At 50.2% G+C, this 14,411-nt stretch carries 15 protein-coding genes; 3 read left to right on the top strand and 12 right to left on the bottom strand.

The genetic code is table 11. From position 1 onward, the window contains the following. The first annotated feature begins 87 nt into the window (after positions 1-87). Positions 88-2,067 carry an acetoacetate--CoA ligase gene (locus JUB14_RS15640; RefSeq protein ID WP_207507271.1) on the top strand — a complete coding sequence of 660 codons (1,980 nt, stop codon included), beginning with the start codon at positions 88-90 and terminating at the stop codon, positions 2,065-2,067. 112 nt (positions 2,068-2,179) lie between these two features. Then, on the top strand, positions 2,180-3,904 hold the full coding sequence (locus tag JUB14_RS15635) for a S41 family peptidase (RefSeq protein ID WP_229367916.1): 1,725 nt from the start codon (positions 2,180-2,182) through the stop codon (positions 3,902-3,904). A 57-nt stretch (positions 3,905-3,961) separates the two neighbouring features. Here JUB14_RS15635 and JUB14_RS15630 read toward each other — a convergent pair whose 3' ends face one another. From JUB14_RS15630 to JUB14_RS15575, 12 genes are all read right to left on the bottom strand, one after another. Further along, complete coding sequence (locus tag JUB14_RS15630; RefSeq protein WP_207507270.1) at positions 3,962-4,279, bottom strand: DMT family transporter; 318 nt, start codon at positions 4,277-4,279, stop codon at positions 3,962-3,964. A gap of 63 nt (positions 4,280-4,342) precedes the next feature. Next, on the bottom strand, positions 4,343-4,807 hold the full coding sequence (locus tag JUB14_RS15625) for a hypothetical protein (protein ID WP_207507269.1): 465 nt from the start codon (positions 4,805-4,807) through the stop codon (positions 4,343-4,345). A gap of 61 nt (positions 4,808-4,868) precedes the next feature. Continuing rightward, complete coding sequence (gene ffh / locus JUB14_RS15620; protein ID WP_207507268.1) at positions 4,869-6,191, bottom strand: signal recognition particle protein; 1,323 nt, start codon at positions 6,189-6,191, stop codon at positions 4,869-4,871. Between the two features lie 217 nt (positions 6,192-6,408). Further along, positions 6,409-7,629 carry a thioredoxin family protein gene (locus JUB14_RS15615; RefSeq protein WP_207507267.1) on the bottom strand — a complete coding sequence of 407 codons (1,221 nt, stop codon included), beginning with the start codon at positions 7,627-7,629 and terminating at the stop codon, positions 6,409-6,411. Between the two features lie 90 nt (positions 7,630-7,719). Further along, complete coding sequence (locus JUB14_RS15610) at positions 7,720-8,658, bottom strand: transporter family protein (RefSeq protein WP_207507266.1); 939 nt, start codon at positions 8,656-8,658, stop codon at positions 7,720-7,722. A 41-nt stretch (positions 8,659-8,699) separates the two neighbouring features. After that, entirely contained in the window at positions 8,700-9,785 is a 1,086-nt protein-coding gene (locus JUB14_RS15605; protein ID WP_207507265.1) for a cytochrome-c peroxidase, read from the bottom strand. 7 nt (positions 9,786-9,792) lie between these two features. Next, positions 9,793-10,626 (bottom strand): MbnP family protein, encoded by an 834-nt coding sequence (locus JUB14_RS15600; protein ID WP_207507264.1) that lies wholly within the window; start codon positions 10,624-10,626, stop codon positions 9,793-9,795. A 134-nt stretch (positions 10,627-10,760) separates the two neighbouring features. Then, the gene (locus tag JUB14_RS15595; RefSeq protein ID WP_229367914.1) at positions 10,761-11,162 is read right to left on the bottom strand and encodes a hypothetical protein; all 402 of its coding nucleotides are present in this window, start codon (positions 11,160-11,162) and stop codon (positions 10,761-10,763) included. A gap of 88 nt (positions 11,163-11,250) precedes the next feature. After that, on the bottom strand, positions 11,251-11,694 hold the full coding sequence (locus JUB14_RS15590) for an ABA4-like family protein (RefSeq protein WP_207507263.1): 444 nt from the start codon (positions 11,692-11,694) through the stop codon (positions 11,251-11,253). A 105-nt stretch (positions 11,695-11,799) separates the two neighbouring features. After that, positions 11,800-12,513 carry a hypothetical protein gene (locus JUB14_RS15585; protein WP_207507262.1) on the bottom strand — a complete coding sequence of 238 codons (714 nt, stop codon included), beginning with the start codon at positions 12,511-12,513 and terminating at the stop codon, positions 11,800-11,802. Beyond that, the gene (locus JUB14_RS15580) at positions 12,513-12,980 is read right to left on the bottom strand and encodes a hypothetical protein (RefSeq protein WP_207507261.1); all 468 of its coding nucleotides are present in this window, start codon (positions 12,978-12,980) and stop codon (positions 12,513-12,515) included. The genes JUB14_RS15585 and JUB14_RS15580 overlap by 1 nt, the downstream gene beginning before the upstream one ends. A gap of 49 nt (positions 12,981-13,029) precedes the next feature. Then, positions 13,030-13,380 (bottom strand): hypothetical protein, encoded by a 351-nt coding sequence (locus tag JUB14_RS15575; RefSeq protein ID WP_207507260.1) that lies wholly within the window; start codon positions 13,378-13,380, stop codon positions 13,030-13,032. A gap of 333 nt (positions 13,381-13,713) precedes the next feature. On the opposite strand from JUB14_RS15575, the gene JUB14_RS15570 reads away from it, so the two are divergent. Further along, positions 13,714-14,388, top strand: a complete 675-nt coding sequence (locus JUB14_RS15570; protein ID WP_207507259.1) for a MotA/TolQ/ExbB proton channel family protein — start codon at positions 13,714-13,716, stop codon at positions 14,386-14,388. Positions 14,389-14,411 lie beyond the last annotated feature (23 nt).

Raw genomic sequence — 14,411 nt, 5'->3', positions numbered from 1 at the left:
ATATTTATCCTAAAACTAAGGAATTGTCGTTAGTATTAACTGAAATTCATTAGTGGTATTTCGTCCACCCCTACCTTCACTAACCTTATGTCTCAGAATGTACCAGTACAACCTCTTTGGAAGCCCAGAGGTTCCTTCATTGAGCAGTCTAACCTGAAAAAATATATGGACTGGCTCTTTGTGAAAAAAGGGCTATACTTCCGTGATTATCATGACTTGTGGGAATGGTCGGTTACCGACATAGAAGATTTCTGGGAAAGTATCTGGCAGTACTTTCAGATCAAGTCTCACGATATATACCTTGATGTGTTGCGGCGGTCCGATGGGAATAACATGATTGGCACCCGCTGGTTTTCGCGGGGGACTCTCAACTACGCCGAACACGTATTTCGTAACAAAACCAAAGACCGTCCGGCGCTGCTCTTCCAGTCGGAACGGCAGTCATTGACCGAAGTATCCTGGGCTACCCTCGAGCAGCAGGTCGCGGCCGTAGCTACCTGGCTGCGCAAGCGTGGCGTAAAGCCCGGTGACCGGGTTGCCTCCGTACTACCCAATATTCCGGAGTCGGTGGTGGCTTTTCTGGCTGCCAATGCCGTAGGGGCCGTGTGGTCCAGTTGCTCACCCGACTTTGGCCATGCCAGCGTCGTTGACCGCTTCCGGCAGATCGAACCCAAGGTACTTATTGCCGCCGATGGCTATACCTATAATGGAAAGTCATTTGACAAGACCTCAGCACTTCGTGACCTGCTGAATGCCCTGCCTTCAATAGAGGAGGCCGTACTAGTCAACTACCTCGACAAGAATGCCGAGATGGAAGGAGTGAACAACTGGGATGATATACTGGATACGCCCTCGGCTACTCTTGAGTTTGAAGCGGTGCCCTTCGATCACCCGATTTGGGTCCTGTATTCGTCCGGTACTACAGGTAAGCCTAAGGCCATCACTCATAGCGTAGGAGGCTGCCTGCTGGAGCACCTGAAAGCGCTGGGTCTGCACCAGAACGTCAAGCCCGGCGACCGCTACTTCTGGTACTCAACTACCGGCTGGATGATGTGGAACTACTCGGTCGCTTCTCTGCTACTGGGAGCTACGCTGGTAGTATACGATGGGGCCGTAGCTTACCCGACTATGCAGGTACTATGGACCCTGGCCGACCGGGCTCGCATCAGCCACTTTGGGGGCGGAGCTGCCTACTTCATTGCCTGTATGAAAGCCGATGTACAGGTACCTACTGAGCGCCTGCGCCAGCTGCAGACGATTGGCTCTACGGGCTCGCCCCTTATATCCGAAGCCTATGAGTGGATCTACCAAAAGGTAAAGAAAGACGTTTGGCTGATTTCGCTCAGCGGAGGTACTGATGTGTGCAGTGCCTTTGTGGGCGGTAGCCCTATGCTGCCCGTCTATGCCGGCGAGATCCAGTGCCGTATGCTGGGCTGCCGACTCGAAGCCTATGACGACGAGCAGCAGTCGGTGCGGAACCAGCTGGGCGAGATGGTGATTACACAGCCTATGCCTTCGATGCCTATCTACTTCTGGAATGACCGGGACAATGAGCGGTACCGGAGTAGCTACTTTGAGATGTACCCCGGTGTGTGGCGCCACGGCGACTGGATCAAGATCACGTCCCGCGGCTCCGTCATTATTTACGGACGCTCCGACGCCACCCTGAATCGGGGAGGTGTGCGTATCGGTACGGCTGAGGTATACAGTGCCGTTGAAAGTATACCGGAGGTGAGGGATAGTCTGGTGATATACCTGGAGCGGGAAGATGGTAGCGGCTATATGCCTCTTTTTGTGGTACTGGCTCCGGATGCAGTACTCACCGACGAACTTCGGTCGCGTATTAACCAGGAGCTTCGTACGCAGTTTAGCCCGCGTCATGTACCCGATGCTATTCTGGAGATTCACGAAGTACCTTATACGATCAGTGGTAAGAAACTGGAAGCTCCCGTTAAGAAGATACTGATGGGGCATGACCCGTCACGGGTTGTAAGCCGCGATACGATGCGTAACCCAGAATCGCTGGACTACTTTGTAGAAATGGCGGGAGAAAAATTTGTGGGTTGAGCTGCGAGCCAAATAGAATTTGGTCAGGTGCAGGACCAATAACCTGTTTTTTTCGCAACGAATTCCTTATATTTCTCGTTAAGGAATTATTAAAGAATGGAAGCAAGTGATTATGACGCAAGGAAAGGAAGACCGCATGAACGAACCTACACCCGAAAAACCTGTTCAGAATTCACGTACAGTAGTACGTTTGCCCATTATTCTTAGTATTACCATGGCGGCCGGAATGCTGCTGGGAGCTACTTTTTTTAGTGGAGGAAGGAAGTTGACCGATGTAGCCAAAGGCTACGCCAAGTTCAGAGAAGTACTGATGCTGATTGAGAATAACTACGTGGATTCTGTCAATACAGACCAGCTGGTAGATTATTCCATTGAGAAAATGCTTGAGAAGCTTGATCCCCATACTACCTATTTCAATGCTGACGAAGCCTCTGCGGCCCGGTCACAGCTGGAGTCAGGCTTTGATGGTATCGGGGTAGAGTTTAATCTGTATAATGATACTGTATTTGTAGTGACTCCGCTAAGCGGAGGCCCCTCGGAAGCGGCGGGTATACAAAGCGGTGACCGGATACTGAAAGTAAACGGCGAGCCGCTCTCCGGGCCCGGTGTTACCAACGCCAAGGTGTTTAAGATGCTGCGCGGCCGCCGTGGTACCGAAGTGAAGCTGGAGATAGGCCGTACGGGCGTTAAAGACATGGTATTTAACGTAAAACGTGACCGTATACCTACCTACTCAGTAGATGCCGCTTATATGGTGGATGAAGAAATTGGTTATATCAAGATTAGCCGCTTCTCCGAAACTACCTATGATGAGTTTAAGAACGCGCTGTCGTCACTAAAAGCCAGCGGTCTGAAAAAGCTGGTACTTGACCTGCGTGGTAATCCCGGTGGGTACATGGAGCGCGCTACCAGTATTGCCGACGAAATGATAGCCGGTAATAAGCTGCTGGTGTATACCGATGGAAAAGACAGCCGCTTTGACCGTCAGACCCGCGCTCATGTTACGGGTATGTTTGAAGAGGGACCGGTAATAGTACTGGTTGATGAAGGAAGCGCTTCCGCCTCTGAAATCGTGGCAGGAGCCCTGCAGGATCATGACCGGGCGCTGGTAGTGGGCCGTCGTAGCTTTGGAAAAGGATTGGTGCAGATGCCGGTAAAACTTTCGGATGGTTCTGAATTACGCCTGACTATCTCACGCTACTTTACCCCAAGCGGACGCAGTATTCAGAAACCGTACGAACTGGGTAAGGGAGATGAGTATGAGAAGGATATGAAGAAGCGCTTTGAGAGTGGTGAACTATTCGTACAGGATAGTATCAAGTTTGATCCGAAGCTGCGGTACAAGACCGAAGGCGGACGCGTGGTATACGGTGGCGGTGGTATTATGCCGGATATATTCGTGCCCCGTGATACCAGCATGAACAGCAAGTTCCTGTTTGAGCTCTACGCCAAGAACATCATACGTGACTATGCGCTTCGCTACACCAGCGCGAATCAGAAAAAGCTCGAGAAGATGACCTTCAAAGAGTACCTCAATACGTTCAATGTAACGGATGCTATGGTAGCTGATCTGGTGCAGGATGCCTCAAAAGCCGGTATCAAACAGAATGATAATGAGCTCGCCCGCTCTAAGCCTATCATCGTCGCACAGACGAAGGCGCTTATCGGCCGTTATATATGGGGCCGCCAGCGCAAGGATGGATTGAGCAATGAGATCTATCAGGTACTGAACCCTATGGATAATATCTATCGCGAAGCCCTGCATCAGTTTAGCAAGGCCGAAGCGCTGGAAAAAGGAGACTTTAGTAGCCTGAACCTGCCTAAAAAAGTAGAGTAATCAGGTAAATATTCACAAAAAGAGGTGCGGAGCGAAAGCTCCGCACCTCTTTTTGTTTTAGGACGCTACCAGTTTCAAACCTACGAGGGAAGCAATCAGGGTAGTGATAAAGAACACGCGCCAGAAGGCAGCCGGCTCCTGAAACAGGACAATACCTAGTATGGCGGTACCTACCGCGCCAATACCGGTCCAGACGGCGTAAGCCGTACCCATAGGTATATGCTGAATGGCTTTATTCAGAAAATAAAAGCTCAGGCTGATGCACAGGACGAACCCAATACTCCACCTGAAGTTGGAGAAGTTATTGGAAAGCTTCAGACAGGTCGTAAAGCCTATCTCAAAAAGTCCGGCGATAACCAGATACAACCAGCTCATCAGCAAAAACTACTAGTAGAAGTAAATAGGAATGAAAAACAGGAGAGGGAACACTCCCAGAATTTACTCTTTTTCTTTTTTGGCAAAATGGTACACTATACCAAAGTGTGTTTTTAGTACTCCGCTGGCCAGGTCATCCTTTACGTAAGGGTTAAGCTCAAGGGCAAACTGGATGCGGCGGTTAGCCGCAAAGGGAGCCGCCCGTACCCCAGCATTGATAGAGAAGCCATCTACCGTAATTACTTTGGCTCTGCTGTCCGCAATACGGTAGAGCGGATTCAGGCGCAGACCGCCACCTGCGTACCACTGCACTACTTCGGTCCGCTTGATCGTGATGAGGGGGAGTAAGTCCAGGCTAAGGCTGCTGAAGAGTGAGTTGGTCTGCACGCGAGTATCCAGCCAAAGAGGCCGCTCGGGATTGGTACTAACTGATAATAGCCCGCTCCAGGGATAGTAGCCTACCGATGCCTGGGCAAAAACACCATTTGTAGCCAGCACAAAAAGTAGTAGTAGAAAAAAACGTTTCATGGATAAAAAGAGACCTCCAAGAGGTTAAAGTCCTGGAGGTCATATTTTGATATAAAGAATATTATTTTTTGAGCATTTTGCCAACCTTTCCGGCTGCCTGCATGGTATTCATCTTTCTCATCATCCTGCGCATCTCGTCAAACTGCTTAAGCAGGTTATTGACCTGCTGGATAGAAGTACCACTACCGGTAGCAATACGTTTCTTGCGGCTGCCGTCAATAAGATCCGGATTTTCGCGCTCCTTCTTAGTCATGGACTGGATGATAGCCTCGATGGGTTTGAAAGAGTCGTTATCAATGTCCAGATCCTTGATGGCATTACCCATACCGGGGATCATCCCAATCAGATCCTTCACGTTACCCATCTTCTTGATCTGCTGTAGCTGGCCCAGAAAGTCGTCAAAGTCAAACTTGTTCTGACGCATCTTGGCGTTGATACGCTTGGCTTCGTCTTCGTCGAAAGCCTGCTGAGCACGCTCAACGAGTGAGATCACGTCACCCATACCCAGGATACGGCTCGCCATACGATCGGGGTGGAAGGTATCGAGTGCCTCCATTTTTTCACCCGTACTGATAAACTTGATAGGCTTATCTACGATCTGACGGATAGATAGCGCCGCTCCACCGCGGGCATCCCCGTCGAGCTTGGTCAGTACTACTCCGTCAAAGTTGAGTCGGTCATTGAAGGTCTTGGCTGTGTTTACAGCATCCTGACCAGTCATGGAGTCCACCACAAACAGGATCTCACTAGGATTGATAGACTTCTTTATATTTTCTACCTCCTGCATCATGACCTCATCCACCGCCAGACGTCCCGCCGTATCCACGATCACGATCTTTTTGCCGGTTTTGCGGGCATGCGCCATCGCGTTCTGGGCTATATCTACCGCATTCTTGTTTTCAGGTTCGGCGTATACTTCTACCCCGATCTGCTCACCCAGTACCTTGAGCTGGTCTATCGCCGCCGGACGGTATATATCACAGGCGGTAAGGAGCACGTTGCGGCCCTGCTTCTTAAGCATACTGGCCAGCTTGCCGGAGAAGGTAGTCTTACCCGACCCCTGCAGACCCGCGATCAGGATTACCGCCGGGTCACCTTTGATATTGATGCTCTCAGCCTGTCCACCCATCAGTTCGGTCAGCTCTTCCTGTACGATCTTCACGAACATCTGGCCCGGCTCTACCGAAATCAGGATCTTCCGGTCAATGGCCTTGTCCTTGATACGGTCCGTTATTTCTTTGGCTACTTTGAAGTTTACATCGGCATCGACCAGCGCACGGCGTACTTCCTTGGTCGTAGCGGCTACGTTGATATCCGATATACGATCCTTCCCTTTGAGCGTGCGGAAGGCGTTATTTAATTTATCTTGTAAGCTTTCAAACATGGTTATGTTGAGCTAGTGCCCGGTTATCAGTTGGATATATACAGAGGTACCACCCTTAAGAACTGGTGTATAGGTACCTGCTGATTATACTAATCAAGGTCTATTAACTCACAAAGTTACGAAGAATCGTGAGAAGAATAAGTACATCGTGCGGAGTAGAGGCTATTTGCTGCTTTTTTGTCAGCTCGTGCCGCTACTCTTCCGGGCAGCAGCTTGATTACAACTTGTTACGCTTCATCTGTTTTAATGTATTTTCAAAATCCTTCAGCTCTTCGGGGCTGAGGTTCTGGGCGAGGGCAACGGCCTGGGTCTGTGCCTCAATCGCTTCCTGCTTATTCCCCTGCTTATAGAGCAGCGAAGCATACTGATTCAGCAAATGTGGGTTCTGCTCCTTCCGGATCATATCAGCCATACAATCACATATCCTGGACAGATTGTCTTTTTTAATGTGATTGACGTAGGTCCAGCAGAGCGAGGTAAGCTGGTCCTGAGCTTTGGTGTAAGCCTCCGGATCATTCTGCCTGGTTTCTTCGGTAAGGTGGGGCCTTACTTCCTCCTCAAGGTACCGCTCCGCCGAACGTGTCAGCTGATCTATGTTTTTGGTTTCGGTATAAAAACCTATTTCATACCTTGTTTTCAGTTCGCGGGCGGCAGCTGGTTCTACTATCTCATCCAGATACGCCAGGGTTTGTCGGAACAGGTCATGGTCTTTTGTCTCCTGCGCCTGGCGGACGGTGTTGCTGATGATGAATTCAAGTCTGTTTTTGATGTTTGGAACCTCCTTCTGGGTTAGCAACCACTCAAAGCCTTTGCCCCGGGCCCACTCCGTATTCTGAGCTATGAACTTCTGCCAGTTGGGTACCTGTAGTGAGTCGGCAGGAGTTTCGGCCAGTACCTGTTCCAGTAGTTCGTGGGTAGGCAGATTGTAGACCCGGCGGAATTTGAAGTAGATAAGCAGCAACTCCGAATCTCTTCTTTTTTGCTGGAATGCTTCTTCATATAAACTATATACCAGGCCATTTTCGGTAGTACGGAAGGCGCGGTCGGCCTCAGCAATAAAGGCCTGTACGGGTCGGAAGCCTACAAACTGATGTACTACTTTTCCCTCATGGTCCAGGAAGAGGCCGGTAGGGTAGGCTTTGACAGCGTACTGAAGCGCCAGGGGGCGTCCGCCGGCTTCGGCATCTACTTTGTAGCTGATAAAGAAGGGGTTCATTTTCTCGCCGGCCTCTTTGGTACTGAATACCTGTCGGTCAAGTACCTTGCAGGGGCTGCACCAGGTAGCGTAGACATCTACAAAAATCAGTTTCTTTTCGGCTTTGGCCTTTGCCTTAATGGTTTCCCAGGAGCCTTTTTCAAACCGGATCTGGGCGGAGGCGGGAGTAACAGTACTAACTAAACATACTAAAAGGCAGAAGAGGTAAAGGGTACGAATCATAGAAGAGTGGATATAATATAGGATGGTGAATAACCCGGGCAAGTTAAGAAAAACCAATAAACGTGCCATGAACGCTTTATTAACCGTATTTTAAAAAAGCCACGCTACCTGCACCAGAGCCCGTGACCGGGCTACTACATGTCCACCCGACAGGTTCTGAGCCAGGGGCCGCTGGGCCGTAATTCCCAGCATCCAGTGCCTGGCAAACAGGGTAGCACCGGCCGTGCCGTTCACCAAGTTTCCTCCGGTTTCGGTTAGCAGTTTATGACCCTGGCTACCGTGCGCTGAATGTTCCGCATATACTCCCAGGTGGGGGACCAGCGAGAGGTTACTGAGTAAGAAGGTGCGGTACAGCTCGGCGGTGCCGTACCATTGGTTACCGAATCGGTATCCCTGGGAGTTGGTAGTGTTAAATTTCCTTGAAAGGTTAAGAGCCAGTCCCCATTGGTCCTTAGTGAGGGTATAGAAAGCATTGGTTATAAAGTCTGTGCTGCCGGTACCGGGCTGGAAATTGGCATTGGCTACCTCCAGCGGATTCTCTGTATCATAGCGGAAGCGACCAGTAGGGAGCTTGATACCTCCCCCTACAAGCAGTGTGTGATTGAAGCGCCGGGACTCGTCGCTATCCATAAAGCTATTGAGTACATTGTAGGAAGCAAGTACCGTAGCGTCACCAAAGCCCTGCTGCTGCTTTACCTCCGAGGTAGTCACCTGCTCGTCGAACCGGTAGGGCAGAAAAGCCAGAACCTGCACCCGCTGTACCGGAAAGAACCGGCCGTATAGTTCGGTAATACGAAAGGTTTCCTCGGTACGAAGTACCTGGCTGGTAGGGTGGGTATTGAAGTGCAGGTACTGGTACCGGACACCAGCCATGGCGCGATGCGACTCAGGCATCATGCCGAAGTAAGAGCCTCCGTTGGCGCAGCCACACACATCACACGAGTAGGTAAGCTCCGGCGTCAGCAACAGGGTGAACAGGAGAGGCAGTACGCGCCAATAGCTGGTGCATACGGATATATGTGTAGTCATAACGACGTAGAAATCATTAGTAGTTTAAGAATAAATCGCTGTTAGAATGCATTACCAATACCGGGGTCAGCCAGACGACGATCCCTGATAAACTGCTCGTCGGTCAGGCTCTTCAGGAAAGCTATAATGGCTTGTTTGTCGGTAGGGGAGAGCGTCAGCCCTGATTTGCCCGTGTCATTTTTAAGGATAGGATCAAGTGTCGCAGAGCTGTATACACTGTCGGTGTAGTGGTCCAGTACCTCTTCCAGGGTATAGTAGCGCCCGTCGTGCATGTAAGGAGACGAAAGGCCTACATTGCGCAGGCTAGGTACCTTAAATTTATAACGATCCGCTTCAACCTGCGTAACGTCAAAGCGACCCAGGTCGTTGCCGGGGAGTGGACGGAGGCCATTGTTCCGGAAGCTGTGGTCGGTGAATAGTTCGCCGCTGTGGCAGGAGCTGCAGTGCTGCTTAAATAAGGCCAGTCCCTGCCGCTCCTGCGCGTTGAGCGCGGAGGCGTCACCCATGGTGTAGTAGTCGTAGCGCGAAGTGGCCGACACCATCGTGAGCATAAACTGCGACAAGGCTTTCATCATACGCTCGGTCGTAATCTCTTCACTACTAAACGCCGATCGGAACCGCTTCGGATAGTCGGGACTCTTACGGAGTTTATCCAGTACATTCCCGACCTTTTCGTCCATCTCCACCTCATTCTCGATGGCATTGAAGGGGACGAAGTCCAGGTTATGGACGCCCCCGTCCCAGAAGAACACCGCGCTCCAGGCCATATTCTGCACGGCCTGCGCGTTTCGCTTGCCCAGCCTGTCATCTACCCCGTGGCTGAGGTCGTGTCCGTGGTGCGTAAAGGCCGAGGACTGCTGGTGGCAGGTACCGCAGCCAATGAGACCGTTGCGGGACAGGATACCGTCGTAAAACAGGAACTTGCCCAGCTCCACGCCCTCCGCCGTCAGCGGATTGGCCTGAAAGTCATACACCGGCTCCGGAAATTGGCGGGGCTTGGTCCAGGTGTAAGGGGTGGGCTTAGTAATCGGCTCCGGCTCCGGGCTCTCCTGCTCCGACCGGCAGGACAGCTGGATGAGGCCAACACAAAGCAGTATACCGTAGAGGGAAAGACGAAGAAGATTCATAGTATCGCTAATCATTATGAACGTGCATGTGGTCGTAGCTGAACATGTTAAGGTAGTTGTTGGCGATGGTAGTCGAATAGGGAGATACCATCACCGTCGGGTTAGTAGCCAGGCTTATCTGAGTCGGTCCGTTAAAGATCTTAAGAATATCCGCCAGCAGGTGTATTTCGGGGGAGGAGCCGGGGCTTACTTGCGCCTTATCAGACCCAAACTGAAGCCGTACGGTGCGGATATTATTAAATGTAGGAGCGCTATACCCACCAAAGCCGCCGATATGGTACCTGAATTTGCGATTGCCCGCGGCGTCGGTTTGAGCCTGGGGGGAGGTGCCTTCCATCTTCAGGAATATATAGCCCGAGTTCCAGGACCAGTACATGCTGTTGCCTTCGTGTGAAGCATCGGCTGGATCCAGTACTCCCGTACGCTTGCTGATATCTGATACCGAACGCAGGCTATCCACTCCCACCACGAACTCTACGCCCACGTATTCTCCGGCCGGAATGTTTTTCAGCTTCACAAACTGCGACTCCCGCTCCGCTTCCCGGATCAGGAAGTAGCTGGAGTCCTGCGGTACGGTATAGTGGGTGCCATCGGCACGCAGGAGCTTGATATTGGATACAAAGTAATTGAGGATATCTACGGTAAAGCTTTCACCCGCGGCGTTTTGGTAAGTACCACTGCCCAAGACTAGATTTTTGGTGCCGGCTACATTATCAAATTCTAGTGTAACCTCACCCGTACCCGTAGGCGGTACATCATCGGAGTTGTTACAGGCCAGTAGAAATGCAGAGAAAGTAAAGGCAACAAAAAAGCTATAAATAGAGTATGAAAGACCTTTCATGGGAATGCAGGTAATTTAATGATGAGAAATAAATAGAAGTAGTACCCGATGCTAATGAATAGGTCAGTCACGGTACAAGCCGTAACAGCCTACTATACAGCAGGTGCTTATTTAGAAAATAAAAGAAGTAGATACTAGACTACCGACGGGGGATGAAAGATGTCCGCGACGGCTGTGGAAGAAACTAACGAGGTCGAGTAGGAAAAAGCCGGGGAGTTCTCAGATACTACGCTCTGCCCGGGAATCTGAAAGAGCGATGGATGATCCCACCCCTCCGCTACCTGAACGAGCAGGTTGTACATGAAGCTTTGCTCGGCCTGGCGCTCTTCCTGTTTGCGGGTAGCGGCCATGCGTTTGGCCAGGTAGCACTTGCCGTTACATTGTAGCTGAGGCCGGGTGCGGTTGACGCACAGATTTTTGATGATGTAGTCGCGTCGAAGTTCGTAGTCGATGTACAACAGGGGCATCACCCATGCTTTCACAAGCATCAGAAACAGTAAGCTCAGGGCCACCCATTGTCTGCTGGAGTTCTTCATCAAGAGAGTAACGCTACTATACCAGGCGTCAGTGTGTTCGGCACAAAGGTAGTAACGAAAGCCGAGGGGTGCTACCCGCGGGGCAATTTTACTTCTCAGGAGAGAGTACAGTACCTGGTAGTCGGATAGTACGGATAAGACAGTACAGCAGCAGACCGATAGGGCCCAGCATAAAGCAGAATAGCAGCGGTACTATGATCAACCAGTGGGGAATCTCTTTTTCCTGCGCGTCGCGCAGCACTACACTACCCGCCACCAGGTCAAAAGCCAGGTAATGAATCCAGCCCGCCAGCATGACACCATCCCCTCCGTTCCGGAAAAGACCCTTTATACCATCCAACGTACCAAAAGCCGCGAAATCAATGGGACCGCCATCAAACAGGTACAGAGCGTACAGTACCGCCAGCAGCACCGGGATTATGAAAGATCTCACCAGCCACAGAGTAACACGCCAGCGCGGCGCGACTACCATGAGCAACCACTGGGGCAGTACCAGCAGGTTAGCGATCTGAAAAGCCTGATCGGGAGTCATAGGATGAGGAGTAGAGTGTGTGACAGGAGAAATTTACATAAATAAAATGTATTGTAGAACAGAAATAGATATAATGGAGTGGCTGCCTGATTAACGGCCTTTAAATTAATAATGTAATTGCAAGGTAGTACCTGCCGACATGGTAAAGTTATAGCCAGTCGTAATACCGATACCGGGATAGTAAGGGGTGTACCCCTCGCCGAACAGGCGGTAGTGAAAGTTCAGACGGGTAACCCAGCGTAGCATCCAGCGGGAGTCTGGAAAGAAATCAAAAGCAAAGTAAGGCTCCGCCCCAATGCCAATGTTGTTGATGAGGCGGTGCTCCGTGTAGTCACCGTAGGTGGGACCCGAATAGCGGAGATACGTGTGGTACTGGCAGAAGGTAGCCATCCCCAGCAGACCAATATGAGCTTGCTTGCCTCCCTCGTACATAGGTCGCTCCTTGCCCCCCTTTATGTACCAGCCCTTTATCTGATTACGATCTTGTGTTCCCCGCGAATGTATAACATCCAGCTGGGTATATCCCAGCAAGGCTACTGCGTGGTGAGCCTCATCTATCTTTTTACGAAGCGCTACTTCCAGAATGAGCCGGTCATGTTGGGTACCATTATCTTCTATGAAGATAGGAGCTTTATTTCCCTGGAGCCACAAAGGGATATTTTTGAATACATCTAACCCCACAGAGAACTTACTACCCGCTTGACTTGCATGGGTACTTTTTGAAGTGGTATCTACTTCGGTAACCTGCCCATGAACCGGGTGTACCAGTAGGTAAGGAAGCCATAGCAGCATCCACAGTGCTTTACGTAGTGTTTTCATTATTGATTCTGAATATTGATGTGGATACCTCTCGGGAAATAACGGCCGGGCGCCGTCGAACCCTGATACGGATAATATTCTACATGGACACCAGGAAAGGTACTTCGGTAGGAGGGACCCCTTACAGGCGCCTTGATGTCATTGTAGTAGCCACATGTCTTACTCTCATCAAATACCCGTTGGTAGTAAAGGGTAAGGGTATCAACGTGGTTAGGAAAGTAGAAAAGAAAGGTAGTACTATCCTGAAGCAGGGAGATGGGGAGTTGGCCATGGTATCCGAATGATGATAGAGTGTCCAGGCGGAATAGCGAGTCAGTCTTGGCGCCCAATGCGCTTATTCGTACTAATTGATTTTTTGGGGACAGGCTGATGTCAACAAACGGTTCGCCCATAGGGCCACAGTCGTAGCAACTGACCATGATCCAGGGGAGTACCAGCAGGATCAGGGCACGTAGAAATTTAAACATGTTTGACTAGATAGAGGATAGAGGTAAAAAGGGCTAAAGTCGGGGCAGTCTACTTATTCTCCTTCAACGTTCGGCCTAGTAGTCCACCCATAAGTGCACCGGCCAGTGTAGGAAATACACCGAGAAATGAGGTAAAGCGGGCAATATCGGGACTGGTAGCTACCAGAAGGCTGCTATTGCTGAACAGCGAGTAGGCAATCAAAAGAGTGAGTACCTGTATCAGGGCCAGAAACCACCCTTTGCGGGGCTGTAACCAGCCTAACCCAAAACTCAGAAGTACATTGATAAGAAACGGAAGGTGTACTGTCTCACTTTTAAAGCCTACCATGGCTATGATACCACCGCTTACTACTGCTACGGGGATTTGACGTATTAGCTGAGGAGTGAAGAATGGTTTCATTAGATATATATTAAATTTAGGGATGATTAGGTAAGGGAAATATCAATGAGGACAAAGGTAAAAAACCATTCCTGTAATCCTTACCAGAAGCTGCTGAGGCTATGAATGCATCTTCCTGTTCCTGATTTTGACTAGTCCGGAAGTGCCTCTGTCGGTGACAAAATGAAATTGAGAAAGGAGGAAAGAACAGGTTACATTCCTCCTGAAAAGTAAATTCTCTATCTTTGGACTTTGAACAATAAGAGCGGGTGTCGTCCGTTTATTGTCAGAAGTTGTTTAGAAATGTATTGATATCGTACCATTCACTCTTAACTTTTCACTTTTACTGTTCATATGATGTTTCTTCAAGTCGACTCTACCATGGCAGCTCCTGCTGCAGAGCAAGGCCTTTCTGTCATTGATCTTCTTATGAAAGGGGGGTGGGTAATGCTTCCTCTTGGCTTGCTGTTTCTAGGGACGCTGTTCTTGATTATTGAACGCTTTTTGGCTATCAACGCCAATGGCAAGATCGAACAGGGTTTTGTCGATAACGTAAAAGACTTTATTCAGCAGGGTAATCTCAAATCAGCCGAGTCACTTTGTCGTAACCAGCGTACCGCTGCCGGACGTATATTCGAAAGGGCTACGGGCCGGATCGGGTACCCTATCAAAGACATTGAAACTTCTATTGAGAATGCCAGCCAGATCGAGCTGCAGCGGATGGAAGGTAACCTGCCTTACCTGGGGGTAGTGGCGGGTATCGCGCCCATGCTTGGTTTCGTAGGTACGATCTCGGGTATCATCCGTATCTTCTACGATATCTCTATCTCCAACGACTTTAACATTAGTACTATCGCGGGTGGTATGTACGAGAAGATGATTACCTCAGGTACGGGTCTGATCATTGGTCTGATCGCTTACGCGGGTTATCACCTGCTCAACATGAAGATAGATCGCTTTGCGCTGAAGCTGCAGATGGCTGCTTCGGACTTCCTGGATGTACTTCAGAAGCCGGTAGCTTCACGCTAGTCATAAGTGACTGGTACTGCGAA

The sequence above is a fragment of the Telluribacter humicola genome (genome assembly GCF_017355935.1).
In the GTDB taxonomy this organism is placed as follows: domain Bacteria; phylum Bacteroidota; class Bacteroidia; order Cytophagales; family Spirosomataceae; genus Telluribacter; species Telluribacter humicola.
Note: the sequence above shows the minus strand (reverse complement) of the source record. Positions and strands in the feature narration are given on the sequence as shown.

Excerpts from the sequence above, each read along its gene's own strand:
- JUB14_RS15605 (WP_207507265.1), bottom strand. The coding sequence starts at position 9,785 with ATGAATCTTCTTCGTCTTTCCCTCTACGGTATACTGCTTTGTGTTGGC.
- JUB14_RS15615 (WP_207507267.1), bottom strand. The coding sequence starts at position 7,629 with ATGATTCGTACCCTTTACCTCTTCTGCCTTTTAGTATGTTTAGTTAGT.
- JUB14_RS15585 (WP_207507262.1), bottom strand. The coding sequence starts at position 12,513 with ATGAAAACACTACGTAAAGCACTGTGGATGCTGCTATGGCTTCCTTAC.
- JUB14_RS15575 (WP_207507260.1), bottom strand. The coding sequence starts at position 13,380 with ATGAAACCATTCTTCACTCCTCAGCTAATACGTCAAATCCCCGTAGCA.
- JUB14_RS15625 (WP_207507269.1), bottom strand. The coding sequence starts at position 4,807 with ATGAAACGTTTTTTTCTACTACTACTTTTTGTGCTGGCTACAAATGGT.
- JUB14_RS15640 (WP_207507271.1), top strand. The coding sequence starts at position 88 with ATGTCTCAGAATGTACCAGTACAACCTCTTTGGAAGCCCAGAGGTTCC.
- JUB14_RS15580 (WP_207507261.1), bottom strand. The coding sequence starts at position 12,980 with ATGTTTAAATTTCTACGTGCCCTGATCCTGCTGGTACTCCCCTGGATC.
- JUB14_RS15600 (WP_207507264.1), bottom strand. The coding sequence starts at position 10,626 with ATGAAAGGTCTTTCATACTCTATTTATAGCTTTTTTGTTGCCTTTACT.
- ffh (WP_207507268.1), bottom strand. The coding sequence starts at position 6,191 with ATGTTTGAAAGCTTACAAGATAAATTAAATAACGCCTTCCGCACGCTC.
- JUB14_RS15610 (WP_207507266.1), bottom strand. The coding sequence starts at position 8,658 with ATGACTACACATATATCCGTATGCACCAGCTATTGGCGCGTACTGCCT.
- JUB14_RS15630 (WP_207507270.1), bottom strand. The coding sequence starts at position 4,279 with ATGAGCTGGTTGTATCTGGTTATCGCCGGACTTTTTGAGATAGGCTTT.
- JUB14_RS15635 (WP_229367916.1), top strand. The coding sequence starts at position 2,180 with ATGACGCAAGGAAAGGAAGACCGCATGAACGAACCTACACCCGAAAAA.
- JUB14_RS15590 (WP_207507263.1), bottom strand. The coding sequence starts at position 11,694 with ATGACTCCCGATCAGGCTTTTCAGATCGCTAACCTGCTGGTACTGCCC.
- JUB14_RS15570 (WP_207507259.1), top strand. The coding sequence starts at position 13,714 with ATGATGTTTCTTCAAGTCGACTCTACCATGGCAGCTCCTGCTGCAGAG.
- JUB14_RS15595 (WP_229367914.1), bottom strand. The coding sequence starts at position 11,162 with ATGAAGAACTCCAGCAGACAATGGGTGGCCCTGAGCTTACTGTTTCTG.